The 13,929-nt window shown below is 43.3% G+C and carries 12 protein-coding genes; 9 read left to right on the top strand and 3 right to left on the bottom strand.

All coding sequences use genetic code 11. The annotated features are described in order from the left end of the window. Positions 1 to 180: 180 nt before the first annotated feature. Positions 181 to 1,599 (top strand): arabinose isomerase, encoded by a 1,419-nt coding sequence (locus LIZ66_RS12430; protein WP_173717089.1) that lies wholly within the window; start codon positions 181 to 183, stop codon positions 1,597 to 1,599. A 125-nt stretch (positions 1,600 to 1,724) separates the two neighbouring features. Here LIZ66_RS12430 and LIZ66_RS12425 read toward each other — a convergent pair whose 3' ends face one another. Next, complete coding sequence (locus LIZ66_RS12425; RefSeq protein WP_195379219.1) at positions 1,725 to 3,554, bottom strand: sensor histidine kinase; 1,830 nt, start codon at positions 3,552 to 3,554, stop codon at positions 1,725 to 1,727. Between the two features lie 72 nt (positions 3,555 to 3,626). Then, positions 3,627 to 5,174: a response regulator transcription factor gene (locus LIZ66_RS12420; protein ID WP_227200982.1), complete on the bottom strand. Its 1,548-nt coding sequence runs from the start codon at positions 5,172 to 5,174 to the stop codon at positions 3,627 to 3,629. Between the two features lie 319 nt (positions 5,175 to 5,493). Here LIZ66_RS12420 and LIZ66_RS12415 point away from each other — a divergent pair, with 319 nt between their 5' ends. The 5 genes from LIZ66_RS12415 (at position 5,494) to LIZ66_RS20060 (ending at position 10,440) form a co-directional block, all read left to right on the top strand. Beyond that, positions 5,494 to 7,005 (top strand): sugar ABC transporter ATP-binding protein, encoded by a 1,512-nt coding sequence (locus tag LIZ66_RS12415; protein WP_227200983.1) that lies wholly within the window; start codon positions 5,494 to 5,496, stop codon positions 7,003 to 7,005. Further along, positions 7,005 to 8,000, top strand: coding sequence for an ABC transporter permease (locus LIZ66_RS12410; protein ID WP_118577742.1), 996 nt, complete (start codon positions 7,005 to 7,007; stop codon positions 7,998 to 8,000). The genes LIZ66_RS12415 and LIZ66_RS12410 overlap by 1 nt, the downstream gene beginning before the upstream one ends. A 2-nt stretch (positions 8,001 to 8,002) precedes the next feature. Further along, positions 8,003 to 9,007 carry an ABC transporter permease gene (locus LIZ66_RS12405; RefSeq protein WP_118577741.1) on the top strand — a complete coding sequence of 335 codons (1,005 nt, stop codon included), beginning with the start codon at positions 8,003 to 8,005 and terminating at the stop codon, positions 9,005 to 9,007. Positions 9,008 to 9,166: 159 nt separating this feature from the next. Continuing rightward, the gene (locus tag LIZ66_RS12400) at positions 9,167 to 10,189 is read left to right on the top strand and encodes a substrate-binding domain-containing protein (protein WP_118577740.1); all 1,023 of its coding nucleotides are present in this window, start codon (positions 9,167 to 9,169) and stop codon (positions 10,187 to 10,189) included. A 92-nt stretch (positions 10,190 to 10,281) separates the two neighbouring features. Then, a complete protein-coding gene (locus tag LIZ66_RS20060) occupies positions 10,282 to 10,440 on the top strand; it encodes a DUF6783 domain-containing protein (RefSeq protein ID WP_368356779.1) in 159 nt (52 codons plus the stop codon). Here LIZ66_RS20060 and LIZ66_RS12395 read toward each other — a convergent pair. Then, the gene (locus LIZ66_RS12395) at positions 10,403 to 10,786 is read right to left on the bottom strand and encodes a DUF3783 domain-containing protein (RefSeq protein WP_178733526.1); all 384 of its coding nucleotides are present in this window, start codon (positions 10,784 to 10,786) and stop codon (positions 10,403 to 10,405) included. The genes LIZ66_RS20060 and LIZ66_RS12395 overlap by 38 nt on opposite strands. Positions 10,787 to 10,903: 117 nt before the next feature. Between LIZ66_RS12395 and LIZ66_RS12390 the strand changes: the two genes are divergently transcribed. The 3 genes from LIZ66_RS12390 (at position 10,904) to LIZ66_RS12380 (ending at position 13,924) form a co-directional block, all read left to right on the top strand. Then, positions 10,904 to 11,836, top strand: a complete 933-nt coding sequence (locus LIZ66_RS12390) for an AraC family transcriptional regulator (protein WP_118577738.1) — start codon at positions 10,904 to 10,906, stop codon at positions 11,834 to 11,836. A gap of 1 nt (position 11,837) precedes the next feature. Further along, positions 11,838 to 12,350: a hypothetical protein gene (locus LIZ66_RS12385; RefSeq protein WP_178733530.1), complete on the top strand. Its 513-nt coding sequence runs from the start codon at positions 11,838 to 11,840 to the stop codon at positions 12,348 to 12,350. Positions 12,351 to 12,637: 287 nt separating this feature from the next. Next, positions 12,638 to 13,924 carry an ABC transporter substrate-binding protein gene (locus tag LIZ66_RS12380; protein ID WP_226854733.1) on the top strand — a complete coding sequence of 429 codons (1,287 nt, stop codon included), beginning with the start codon at positions 12,638 to 12,640 and terminating at the stop codon, positions 13,922 to 13,924. The last annotated feature ends 5 nt before the right edge of the window (positions 13,925 to 13,929 follow it).

The raw sequence follows: 13,929 nt of genomic DNA, 5'->3' as shown, positions 1-13,929 counted from the left end.
CATGATTTCTGTGCATCGCGAAGCGCGTTACTGTGAACGGAGTGAACAGTAACCATTTGTGGTTATGAAGCTGTAGCATATGGGCAGACAGATTGTTTCTGAACCTGTGAGCAATAAGCGTTATGTCTGCAGCCTGAATCACAGATGCATAATATATCAAATTAAACAGGAGGTACTACTATGTTAGTAAACACAAAAGCAAAGGTTGGCGTATTTTCTATTGCTTTAGGCGCATATCTGCCTCAGTTCCCTTCACTGGTACCAGAGTTTGAGGCTCAGTACGAGGCATTTAAGAAAACAATTCCGGATACCGTAGAAATCATCGATGGAGGAATGGTAACAACAAAAGAACAGTCTATGGCTGCTGGGGATAAATTCCGTGCAGCAGACGTTGATCTCGTTTTCCTTCAGATGTTAACCTACGCTACATCCTACAACATGCTTCCTGCAATCCGTGACCTGAATGTTCCGGTTGTTCTGGTAAATGTTCAGAAGCTGAAAGCTCTGGATTACGATCACACAGACATTGCTACATGGCTCGGCGAAGGATATGCCTGCGGTGCTGTTGGAGAAGCTGTTGCTGACCTTGAGAGAGCTGGAAAGAGACATGCTGTTATCACTGGTGTTGTAGAAGGCGGAGATCCAGATGTTCAGGCTGAGATTGAAGACTGGTGTAAAGCAGCTCAGGTAAGAAGAAGATTCCGTGACACAAATATTGCCCAGATTGGAAGACCTTACCCAGGTATGATGGACCTTTACATTGATGAGACTAACCTGTATAACAGAATGTTCCTTTATACCAAACAGTTTGACTGGGAAAAAATGTGGGCAATTGCGGATGATATCACAGATGAGGATGCAATTCGTGCAAAAGCTCAGGATATTCTGGACACCTTTGATATTGAGGGCGGCGGAACAATTGAGAAAGTATGGGATATGGCAAAATATGTTGTAGCATTTGAGAAATGGGTAAAGGACGAGCATCTTGGAATGATCGCTTCCCATTATGACGGATTTGCACAGGGCAAGGCTGGTGTCCTTGACAGTATGCTGATTCCGGCATTCTCTATGCTGATCAAACAGGGTACTGCATGTGCTGTTGAGGGTGATATGAAGGTTGCCATGGCAATGAGTATTCTGAAGACAATTTCCGGCACAGGCCAGCTTTCCGAGATGTATTCCATTGACTTCAATGATGACATCTGCATTATCGGTCATTCTGGAAGTGGTGATGCCGATATTTCTGATAAGAAACCTACCATGAAGATCGTACCAGTGTTCCATGGCAAAACAGGCGGCGGATATCTGACACAGTTCTATCCATACACAGGTCCGGTTACCTATCTTGCAATCACACAGGATGGAGACGGACGATTCAAATTCGTTGTTGCTGAGGGAATCAATGAGGAAGGACCAATCCTTTCCTTTGGCGATACGAACATGAGAACTCGTTTTACATGTGGTGCAAGAGAGTTTGTAAACCGCTGGAGTGAAGCTGGCCCGACACATCATATGGCAGCTGCAACAGGCAGACATATTGATACCATCCTGAAGGTTGCAAAGATCTTCAATGTACCGGTTGATATTGTAACAAGATAATTTTCAAAGCTGTGCAAATAATAGCAAGAATAAGACCATCTATATGGTTTGTACACATATTCATATTCAGTAAAAGAGAGAGTCGTCAGACTCTCTCTTTTGCTGTAGATGATAAGATTAAACTGCTATTTGTTTTCTACATCCTTCTTTGCCGGAATTCGGATTTGCACTTCAGTTCCTTTTCCTACATCGCTGGAATAAGTCAATCCATAATCTGCGCCATAAAGCACTTGAAGCCGTCTGTGAGTATTATAGATCGCAATATTAGTTCCACCTGAAATACTGGTTCCTTCCCCGGAAAGAATCACGGGCAGTTTATCCGGCGCGATTCCAACTCCGTCATCAGAAATCAGAAGTACAATATCCCCATCCTCCATCCATCCGGTAAGTACAATAGTTCCAGACTTGGAAGTTTTTTCCAGAATGCCGTGAAGTATGGAATTTTCTATAACAGGCTGCAGGGTCAGCTTTGGAATCTGGTATTCCATCAGTTCATCCGGAATATCGGAAATGAAGAAAATGCTGTCATGATAGCGCATATTCTGCAGGTGAACATAGATGGAAACATGTTCTTCTTCCTTGGCGATAGTACTGATTCCCTTTTTGCGACTAAGTGTCAGCTTGTAGAATCTGGAAAGACTTTGCACTGCGTTACAGACCTCAGAGGTACGTCCCTGCTGGGCCATCCAGTTGATCATATCCATGGTATTATAAAGAAAATGGGGATTGATCTGAGCCTGCAGGGAATTAAACTCGGCAATTCGCAGATCCTCAGCAGCCTGGGCCTGTTTTTCCATAAGCTGGTTCATTTTGCGTGTCATATAGTTGTATGTATCAATAAGGTCACCAATTTCATCGTGCGCACTTGGGCTGTCCATAGGGACCGGAGGACCGTGACGGACTGTTCTCATCTGACTGATAACGGAGGAAATTCGCCCTGTAATGGATTTGGACAAGGTACTTGCAAGCAAAAAGGCAAGCACCAGTACCGCAATATAAATGGATAAAAACTGCAAAACCAGGATATTACTCTGATTGATCAGGGGCTGGGAGGGAAGTACCGTCACCATAAACCAGCCTGGCTGTTTGATCCGGTAGAAACCAACGTAAACGGTTTTCCCTAGAATATCCTGCTCCACGAAACTGTTGGAGGACATGTAGGACTCCATGATCTTGTCGTAATCCAGCCAGTAAATTCCGGCGAGAGAATCACTGGAAGCAGAAACCAGGTTGTTACGCTCATTCATAATATAAGATACACTGTCGTCCAGAGTAAGATTCTCAGACAGAATCTGCTGAAAATCATGACCGGAATAATAGACCGCCATATAAGCATCATAAGTTCTGTTGTTATAGATCACAGAAGCATGGGTGATATATGCCTGATTTCCATATGCCTTTTGCTCCTTTGTACCAAGATAGAAGGAGGGACAAAAAAGCTGGGAAACGCGGCTTCCGCGGAAAATACCATACCAGTAGGTTCCACGGATCTGATCGAGAGATAGAAAAGTATCTTTCAGGTCTTCCTTATTTAAAAGTGCATTTATGTCTGAAGGAGAGTCTTTTGGTACCTCCATATAAATTTTGACATTGGTAACAGGTGTACCAGTGATCAGCTGATCTACCTTTTGGGAAAAAGATGCCGCATCCGGGGAATCTGCCAGATCCGTGAAGGAGTCGGTTATGGCATTTTTAAAAAGTGTCTGGTAAAAATCAAGGGAAGAAATTTCTTCACTTACATCCAGGACTTTCTGAATGGATTCTTCTATCAACGGCGCCGTTTCTGCAGACCGGTCCTGTTCCTGGCGGATCGTATAGGAAACTACCATGTCGTAGGCTCTTCCATAAAAAAAGAAGATAATGGCGATCGCAGGAATTGACACGATCAAAAGAAGTACCAGGGTAAACTTGGACTGCAGGTTCAGATCCTGGTACCATTGCTTAAGCTTATGCAAATTATTTCACACTCCTTAAAACTATGCAGATATTTTGGGATACATAAAAGTTTTTTTGTGCGGCGCATGAAACTAACTCATCTTCTCTCGATATTCAGAAGGAGAAAAACCTGTATACTTCTTAAAACTTTTACCGAAATAATTCCCGTCACTGTACCCCACCCGCGAGGAAATATCCGTAATTTTATACCTGGGGTCAGACAGCAGCTGCTTGGCCTTTTCCATTCTGTATTCTGTGAGGTACTGATTTAAAGTCTGACCGGTCTCATTTTTGAAGAAGGTACACACATACGAGGTTGATAAAAATACATGATCACTGATATCCTTCACAGATAAGGTCTCGTTCATATATTTCTGTCCGATGTAATCTTTGATTAGAAAAATAGTAGAATTTTCTTCTTCTGTGCTGACTGCTGTCTGGAAAAAAAATTCTGTCTTTTTCACCAGCTTCTGGTGCATCTCATTATAGGAAAAAATCTTCTCCAATGTGTCTATTAAATTTTCCTGGGTATCGGACAAAGTTAGCTTCAGCTGACGCGCAGCATTATCCAAAGCACGGAATAATTTGTAATAGAGATCCTTGGCCTGGTTAGGCAGAACATTCTGATTCTGGTTATAATACAGGAACAGATTATCAAGGAAAGCTTTTGCTTTTTCCTTATTTTTTTCAGTGAGAAGAGTGAGAAATTCATTCTCCGGACTGGCAGAAAGCTCTGCGGCTGTTTCGGAAACAGGTGCCTGATAAAAAGGAGACAGAAAGGTACCTGTGGGGAAAAAGAAGCTGCTCTGCAGGGAAATAACAGCAGAAGTATAGGACTGATAAGCTCTGGAAATACCTGTAACAGTGTCTCCGGCTGCGATGCAGAATCTGGTGCAGCGGGAATACAGATTACAGAAAAATTCTTCAATACTTTTTCGAACGGCAGCTCCGGGAGTGGAACCAAACAAAAAGTAAACCATATACTGCACACGCTTTTCTGCAAAAATACAATCTATATGGAAGGTTTTTAAAAATTCCCGGACTGACAGAAACATGGCGTTTGCCTCTGAAAGAGGAAGCTCCTCCTCTGTATCGGTTTTAAGCACAATTGCAGTAAAAGGAGTGGTATTGCTGATAGACAGAGACAGCTCCGCTATGAGCTGATCAATACTTTCCTTCGCATGTGCGAAAGGCTGGGTGAGAAGAAGTGCCAGGCGGGAAGCGCTTTCCATGGAATGGATGGACGCATTTTGCCGGGTGCGTTTTTTCTCCAGGCAAAGATCACGGGCTTCCATAATGGCATCCCGGATTTCCACTGGGTTCAGAGGTTTCTCTATATAATTGACGGCTTTTAGCTTGATGGCAGCCTTTAGATATTCCTTATCCGAATATCCGCTCATAAAAACAGGAACAATATCAGGAAGAATTTCTTCCAGCTGTTCCAGCATTGCGATTCCATCCAGACGGGGCATACGCACATCGCATAGTACAATGTCCGGTCTGTGTACCCTGGCCATTTCAATTCCGTTTATTCCATCATCTGCCTGAAGCACTTCCTGGATTCCGATGGATTGCCAGTCAATGGAAGAAATCACACCGGTACGGGTGAGCTCTTCATCGTCTACGATCAGTAATTTCATAATGAATCTCCGTTATATCCCTCCGGAAATCACCGGAGCTCCTGATTAGTGAAATGACAGTAACTGCGAAAGAAATGAACAGTTATCTGTAAGGTTATAAAAACGTATTAATAAAAAATGCCACACCTATCATACCACAATTATATCCAAAATACGAGACTAAAAGTACCTTGCTTTGTGGAATATTTTTAAGATCAGTGGAAAATTTTACCCATTAAGTGGAAAATATTTTACCCTGTTTCAAAATATTTTCCCATTTTCAAACAAAGTGCACAGGTGGTAGAATAATAACAGATCAAGAAAGGGAGGAGAAAAAGCCGTGTCTGAATATGTTCTTGAATTAAAAGGCATTACGAAAATTTTCCCCGGCGTTAAAGCACTGAACAATGTACAGTTCCAGTTAAAGCCTGGCGAAGTTCACGCACTGATGGGCGAAAACGGTGCAGGTAAATCTACCTTCATTAAAGTAATTACCGGTGTACATAAAGCAGAAGAAGGCGAAATGTACCTGTTTGGAGAAAAAGTGGATTTCAAAGGTCCGAAGGATGCACAGGAAGCAGGAATTGCAGCTGTTTATCAGCACCCCACATCCTATCCACATTTAACAGTAGCTGAAAATATTTTTATGGGACATGAGATCAAGAAGAATCACATAATCCAGTGGAAAGCTATGAATGAGGAGGCAAATAAGCTTCTGAAGCAGCTGAATGCAGATTTCGATTCCACAGCAGAAATGGGAACCTTAAGTGTGGCCCAGCAGCAGATGGTTGAGATCGCAAAGGCATTGTCCACAAATGCAAAGATTGTTATCCTGGATGAGCCTACCGCTTCTCTTACAAAGAGAGAATCCGAGGAGCTTTACAGAATCGTAGATCAGTTGAAAGAAAAAGGCGTTTCCATTATCTTCATTTCCCATCGTTTTGAGGATATGTACCGCCTGGCAAGCAGAGTTACTGTTTTCCGTGACTCTCAGTATATTGGTACCTATGATGTAGACGGAATCACCAATGCAGACCTGATTAAAGCCATGGTTGGCCGTGAGATCAAGGATCTGTTCCCGAAACCGGAGGTTAAGATTGGTGATGAGATGCTTCGTATCGAGCACTTATCCCGTACCGGATATTTCAAAGATGTTTCCTTCAATGTACGCGCTGGCGAGATCGTAGGTCTTACAGGTCTGGTTGGTGCAGGACGTACAGAAGTTGTAGAGAGCGTCTGTGGAATCACAAATCCAGATGAAGGTAAGGTTTATCTGGAGGGAAAAGAAGTACATATCAAACAGCCATCTGACGCAATGAAAGAAGGAATTATCCTTCTTCCGGAGGATCGTCAGAAGGAAGGTCTGATCATGAGCTGGGGACTTGGAAGAAACGTAACACTTCCGACTATCAGCAAATATGCGAAGAACGGCTTCAATGACGAGAAGACAGAAAGAGATCTTTCCAAGAGACTTCTGGAAGAGGTTGATACAAAGGCTGTTGATATTTTCCAGCCTGCAAGCTCTCTGTCCGGTGGTAACCAGCAGAAGGTTGTAGTTGCCAAGGCTCTTAGCCAGGAGATGAAGGTGGTCATCATGGATGAGCCTACAAAAGGTGTTGACGTTGGTGCCAAGGCTGAGATTTATGCGATCATGGGTGATCTTGCAAAGAAGGGTTACGCAATTATCCTGATTTCCTCTGAAATGCCTGAAATCCTGGGAATGTCTGACCGAATCGTTGTAATGTGTAACGGACGTAAGACTGGTGAGCTGGGAAGAGGCGAAGCAACTCAGGAGATGATCCTTGAGCTGGCTATGGAGAAAGGTACAACCGGAAAGGGGGCAGCTAAATAATGGAAAAGAAATCTTTCATGAAAAAGCTGACAGGTTCCCGTGAAGCACTGCTTGCAGTGATCCTGGTTCTGCTTTTCGTAGTAATCACAATCATCAGCCCGTCATTCCTTACATTCAAGTCTCTGACGGATATGTTGAAAAACAATGCTGTAACAATGGTAATGTCACTTGGTATGCTGTGTGTTATGCTGGTAGGTGGAATTGATATTTCCATCATGTCTACTCTGGCATTGACTGGTATGTCAATTGGTATGCTTCTGAAATATGAACACATTTCCAGTACTTTCCTGGCATTTGTGATCGCACTGGCAATCGGAATCGCATGTGGTTTCCTGGTAGGTCTTGTGATCTCCAGAGCGGATGTTCCTCCGATCATTGCCACAATGGGCTTCATGTACATCTACCGTGCAATGGGATATCTGGTTTCCCACAATGGTGAGTGGGCAAGTGCAGCAGCCCTTGGTGAATTTAAAAATTTTGCAACAACAAAATTCCTGGGAATGAGCCTTGTAATCTGGGTGATCATCCTTTGCTATGTGATCTTCTTCGTATTCATGAAATGGACTACCATCGGAAGAAGAATCTATGCAGTAGGAAGTAACCCGAGCGCAGCTGAAGTTTCCGGTATTAATGTAAAGAATATTAAGCTTCTTGTTTACACTATCATGGGCCTTCTTGCAGGTCTTGGCGGAGCCCTTCAGGTTTCCATTTACGCTTCTGCAATGCCTGATATGCAGCAGGGCGGTGAGATGGATGTTATCGCAGCCTGCGTTATCGGTGGTGTAAGCATGAGTGGTGGACGTGGTACAGTACTTGGTGCTCTTCTTGGATCTCTGATCCTTGCAACCATCGCAAAAGCACTTCCGCTGATCCCATTCTTCGATCAGCTGTGGCTGAATACCATCAAGGGTGTTATCATTCTTGTAGTAGTTGTTGTAAACATTGTTTTACAGCGTACAGCTGACAAAAATGCATTAAAGGGAAGGGAGATGTAATCATGGCTGGAAAATCTGGAAGAAGTATTAACAACGTGCCGAAAAGCCCTGTGAAACAGATGATCTTCAGCTGGGAAGGCATTCTGGTACTCCTGTTTATTGCAGTAAATATTTTCTGCGCAAACTTTTCTGAGTTCTATAATCTGAAGAGTCTGCTCCGCCAGATGCCTGTTTATCTGGCAGAAATCTTCTTGATGCTGCCGATGGCATACATTCTGGTACTTGGCGAGATCGATATTTCCGTTGGATCTATCGTGTGTCTCTCCGCAACAATGGCTTGTATTGTGGCAAACACAGGAGCTCCATTCATCGTGGTAATCCTTGCCACACTTCTGGTTGGATCCCTTTGCGGTGCTGTAAACGCATTTGTCCTTACCAGATTTGAAGAACTGCCTCCAATGATCGTAACACTTGCAACCCAGATCATTTTCAGAGGTATTGCAGAGATCGTTCTTGGAAGTGGTGGAAGTATTTCCGTAACAAACACAGAAGGTTTTGCTGCACTTGGCGGAAAAGTAGGACGTGTTCCTTACATTCTTTTCCTGGTTCTGATCCTTGGAATCATTGCAGCAGTTATCCTTGGAAAATGTACCTTCGGACGCAGAGTATATGCAATCGGTACCAACCGTCTTGCAGCTTACTACTCCGGAATCCATGTACAGAAGATCCGTTTCGTGATCTACACTCTGATGGGAACCATCTCCGGACTGTGTGCACTGTTCCTGATGTCTTCCTCATTCGGTGCAAATACCACAACTGGTAACGGATTTGAGATGGATGCCATTGCAATGGCAGTATTCGGAGGAATCTCCTCCACAGGTGGTAAAGGTAATATCGCAGGCGGTCTGATTTCCGCATTTATCATCGTCTGCCTTCGTGTTGGACTTGGACAGAGAAATATCCATCCGCAGGTTATCCTGCTGATCATTGGTGTTCTTCTGATCGGTGCAGTTGCACTTCCAAATATCATTAAAGAAATTCAGAAAAAAGCAAAAACAGCAAAATAAAATTCCTTAACAACTAACTCATATTTTTTATAAGCTTGTAAACTGCTTCGCAGAAGGCGGAGCAGTTGCAAATAAAAACTGTAACTGTCGGCTGTTTCACTGATGGTGGAATGCTGAACCGTTACCAAAAACTATATTATTCCATGGGAGGAAAAAAACATGAACAAAAAAATCGTAAGCGCACTTCTTTGTGGAGCAATGATCCTTGGATCCGCAGTTCCGGCTATGGCTGGTTCCGCTGACGGAAAGAAAATCGCACTGGTTGGTAAATCCGCTGGTAACGCATTCTTCGAAATCGCTGCAAAATCTTTCGTAGAGACAGCTGAGGCAGAGGGCGCTACCGTTGATACTGTTTACCCAGAGGCAGCTACAGCAGATGCTCAGATCAAAGTTCTTGACAACCTGATCTCTCAGGACTACGATGCAATTTGCATCTCCGCAAACGACGTAAACGCTCTTCAGGCTAAATTACAGGAAGCTATGGATGAAGGAATCAAGATCTCCTGCTTCGACTCTGCTACAAACCCAGACAGCCGTCAGATCTTCGTCAACCAGGCTGGTACTGTTGCTGTAGGACAGGCTCTTCTTGATGCTTGCCTTGATATCTCCGGTGGAGAGGGACAGTTCGCAATTCTTTCCGCTACTTCTCAGGCTGCAAACCAGAACGCATGGATCGACGCTATGAAGAAGATTATGGAAGAGGATGACAAATATTCCAAGCTTGAGCTTGTAGAAGTTGCATATGGCGATGACGAGCCACAGAAATCCACAGACCAGACAGCAGCTCTTCTTGAGAAATATCCGGATCTGAAAGTTATCTGCGCACCTACAACAGTTGGTATCGCTGCAGCTGCTAAATACCTTCAGGACAACGGATCTGCTTGCAAACTGACAGGTCTTGGACTTCCATCTGAGATGCTTGAGTACACAGGTGCTGATGATGAGCATTCCTGCCCATACTTCTATCTGTGGGATATGCAGGGTCTTGGAAAGCTTTCCGCTCTGACAACAATCGCTCTGATCAACGACGAGATCACAGGTGCTGTTGATGAAACCTTCACAGCTGGTGACCTTGGTGACTACACAATCACAGCAGCTGATGACGGTGGTACAGAAGTAGTTCTTGGCGCTCCGCTTGAGTTCAACCCAGACAACATCGAAGAGATGGCTAAACTGTACTAATCAGACCGTTTAAGATTAGATGGTAATAAAGAAAAGGCCCTGCCGAGTGCAGGGCCTTTTCGCGTCCTGGATTTTCAGATACGCTCTAAAGTGTGTCTGAAAAATTATTTCCGCAATCTGCACGCACACTTTGCGGTACATTTTGCCCGAATTCGGTTGCCGTAGCCCGCTGCGGCGCCTTCATCCAGACAAGAAAGCAGATCTTGATTTGGCTTATTTGTGTGAATACATCTCCGTATGTTCTTTCATAAGCTCATCATGCAGCTTCAAAGAATCCCAGTGAACCGTAACCGGTGTAAGCATAGCTTTTAAGTTCACTGGCAGCAGGCCATTTTCCTTAAAGAAAGCCAGAAATTCATCCAGCTGCTCACTGGAAAAATCCTTCAGCACCATCATTTCTTCCTGAAAATTTTTTCCAAGGTTAAATACCGGATTCTTAGAAAACCCAGGAATCTCGAAGAGAAATCCGAGACTTTCCAGGTACTCTGGCTGCTGTACCATGCGGACAGAGATTCTGTGTCGGTTCAAATATCTACGGATCTGGCGAAGACGATCCTCATCTTTAAAATTATATAATAAAATCTGGGTTTGGGACATAAGTATCCTCCTTTTTGCGTTTATCTAAAAAGAGAATAGCAGAAAAATTCCCTTTTTACAAGGAAAGTGTGGTATGATAAAAAAAACTATATTTTTAATTTTGTTATAGGAGACTACATGGCGAAAAAACGAAAAATGAAAATGGAATTCCGCTATTACCAGATGCAGGATGGAATCCCCATTCTGGCACTTCTTGGTGAAAAGTGGGTGCAGAATTATGGAAGGGATGTGGATTACCTTCACTTTCATAACTATCTGGAGATCGGTTTCTGCTACAGTGGCGAAGGAGAGCTGGTGTTAGGAGAAGAGCCTGTACGCTTTGCAGGGCGGGAATTTACCATTATTCCACCAAACTTTCCCCATACGACCACCAGCGATGTGGGAAATATCAGCAAATGGGAATATCTGTTTATCGATGTGGAAGGTTTTCTCCAGGTGGCAGCAGGAACGCCCCTCAGGGCAGAAAAAATGATCCAGCGTATTTATTCAAAAGCACTTTGCCTGAAAGAATCAGAATATAAAAGCCTTTCCAACAAAATAATCAAGATACTGGAAATCATGCGTGCCAGTGATGAGTTTTACCTGGAAGAAGCAAATGGGATATTATTGGCACTGCTTGCGGAAGTGGCAAGAATGAACCGTTCCTCTGCTGAAGAAAATATTGAGGAAAAAGGAAAAATCACCAATATGATCTCCAGGGCCATCGACTATATTTCACAATGTTATATGGAGGATATCCGAATTGGTGATCTGGCAAAAGCCTGTCATATCAGTGAGACTCATTTTCGCAGGGTGTTTACCTCCTATATGCACATGAGCCCTCTGGAATATATTAACAAAGTAAGGATTCAGACTGCCTGCGAGATCCTGAAAAAGACAGATGAGTCTATCGCAGATATTGCCTACAAATGCGGTTTTACAACCAATTCCACATTTAACCGGAACTTTCGCCAGCTGATGGGAATGTCGCCGGCAGAGTGGCGGAAACGCCCGGAAAATTACGAACAGCAGCTCTTGAAATTTGATATTCATTCAGAGGAGGGATGGTAGAATGTACGATTATAAAATAGTAGAACAGGTGACCAGAAAGAAAAAAAAGCTTTCCGGAGCATTAAAAAAGACCATGGTATTTTTTGCCGTAGTGTTTGTGGTTATGGGAATTACCATATCCCAGGCCTTTATGCTGGCTGGTTTTTGCCTGGCAGGTCTTTATTTTATTTACGGGATCTTTTGCCAGCGGGATTATGAATACATAATGGAAAATGAACAGCTTACCATAGATGTGATTTATGGAAACAAATACCGTAAGACAGCCCATGAGCTGGATCTCCGGCAGCTGGAGGTGGTAGCCCCTCACTGGCATGATTCAGTGGCCAAGTACAAAAAGAACGGTGGAACAGAGCACTTAAAGAAGTACGATTATACTTCCTATGAAGAAGATACTCCCTATTACACAATGATCATTAAGGAAGACGGACGTAAGATCAAATTACTTCTGGATCTTACAGAAGAAATGCTACATACCCTGAAAACCAGGTATCCTCAGAAAGTCTTTTTTGCATAGAAGTAAAATAAAAGAATGTGAATAGTTCACAAAATATACATATAAAGTTTGTGAAAAAGTACAGAAAATCAAATAAAACATGTGTACATTAGTGAAAAAAAACCACACGCTTCGTGAACATGACGAAAAATTGTGAAAAAATGAACGAAACATGAAAAAGAAAAAAACGAGCATAATGGTTGAAAATGCACATTATATGGGCGGTATTGCATACATCACCCCATATGCGTATGGTATAATACATTCATAAGAAATACAGAGAAACAATTTTAAGGGAGGATATTTCTATGAAGAAAAAAGTACTTACCGTATTACTTACAGGTGCAATGGTAGCTTCCATGGCAGCAGGAGCAACAGTTGTATCTGCAGAGGACAACGACAACACATTAACCGTATGGGCATGGGACCAGAACTTCAATATCAAGTCCATGCAGATCGCAGCTGACCAGTATGCAGCAGATCATGAAGGCTTTTCAGTAGATATCATCGAGACATCTTCTGATGACTGCCAGACCAAGCTTACTACAGCAGCTAACGCTGGTGACTACAGCACACTTCCGGATATCGTTCTCATGCAGGATAACAGCTATCAGAAATTCCTGAAAGCTTATCCGGATGCTTTCACAGATTTGAAAGATATGAATATTAACTGGGATGATTTCGGAGCTCTGAAACAGTCCTATTCTATGGTAGATGATACACATTACGGTGTTCCGTTTGATAACGGTGCTGTTATCGCCTGCTACCGTACCGATATCCTTGAAGAAGCAGGATATACACTGGATGACCTTACAGACATCACATGGTCCAAATTCGAAGAAATCGGTAAAGATATTCACGAGAAGACCGGCAAATACCTTCTTACAAGCGAAGCAACAGGCGGAGATACCCTTATGATGATGATCCAGTCCTGTGGTGCGAACTTCGTTAACGAAGACGGCGAAGCTTACATTGTTGGCAATGAGACCGCTGAGAAATGTATCGATCTTTACACAGAGCTGGTTCAGAACGACGTTGTGAAGCTTGTAAACAACTGGGATGAGTACATTGCAACCATCACAAGCGGTGAGGCTGCTGGTGTTGTAAATGGTAACTGGATCACAGCTACTCTGATGTCCACTGAGGATCAGAAAGGCTTATGGGGAATCACCACAATGCCTAAGGTTGACGGTGTTGACACAGCTACAAATTATGCAAACAACGGTGGATCTTCCTGGTATATTACCTCTAACTGCAAGAACGTAGAGCTTGCTGAGGACTTCCTTGCAAGCACATTTGGCTCCAGCACAGACTTCTATGATGCAATCCTTCCTGAGACAGGTGCTATCTCCTGCTATCTGCCAGCTGGTGAGTCTGATGTTTACAACGAGCCAAACGAGTTCTTTGGCGGACAGCCGATTTTCTCAACAATCGTAGAGTACTCTTCTCATATTCCGGAGTTCACAAAGACTCCATATCACTATGAGGCAAGAGAGTGCGTAAACACAGCTGTTGTTAATATCGTAAACGGAACAGCTAAGGAAGACGCTCTTCAGGAAGCACAGGATACACTGGCATTCAAGATGACTGAGTAATCCTG

Origin of the sequence: Blautia faecis, from assembly GCF_020554845.1 — a bacterium.
GTDB lineage: Bacteria > Bacillota > Clostridia > Lachnospirales > Lachnospiraceae > Blautia_A > Blautia_A faecis.
Note: the sequence above shows the minus strand (reverse complement) of the source record. Positions and strands in the feature narration are given on the sequence as shown.

Coding starts and splice junctions, on each gene's coding strand:
- LIZ66_RS12430 (WP_173717089.1), top strand. CDS start 181: ATGTTAGTAAACACAAAAGCAAAGGTTGGCGTATTTTCTATTGCTTTA.
- LIZ66_RS12420 (WP_227200982.1), bottom strand. CDS start 5,174: ATGAAATTACTGATCGTAGACGATGAAGAGCTCACCCGTACCGGTGTG.
- LIZ66_RS12410 (WP_118577742.1), top strand. CDS start 7,005: ATGGAAAAGAAATCTTTCATGAAAAAGCTGACAGGTTCCCGTGAAGCA.
- LIZ66_RS12405 (WP_118577741.1), top strand. CDS start 8,003: ATGGCTGGAAAATCTGGAAGAAGTATTAACAACGTGCCGAAAAGCCCT.
- LIZ66_RS12400 (WP_118577740.1), top strand. CDS start 9,167: ATGAACAAAAAAATCGTAAGCGCACTTCTTTGTGGAGCAATGATCCTT.
- LIZ66_RS12395 (WP_178733526.1), bottom strand. CDS start 10,786: ATGTCCCAAACCCAGATTTTATTATATAATTTTAAAGATGAGGATCGT.
- LIZ66_RS12390 (WP_118577738.1), top strand. CDS start 10,904: ATGGCGAAAAAACGAAAAATGAAAATGGAATTCCGCTATTACCAGATG.
- LIZ66_RS12385 (WP_178733530.1), top strand. CDS start 11,838: ATGTACGATTATAAAATAGTAGAACAGGTGACCAGAAAGAAAAAAAAG.
- LIZ66_RS12380 (WP_226854733.1), top strand. CDS start 12,638: ATGAAGAAAAAAGTACTTACCGTATTACTTACAGGTGCAATGGTAGCT.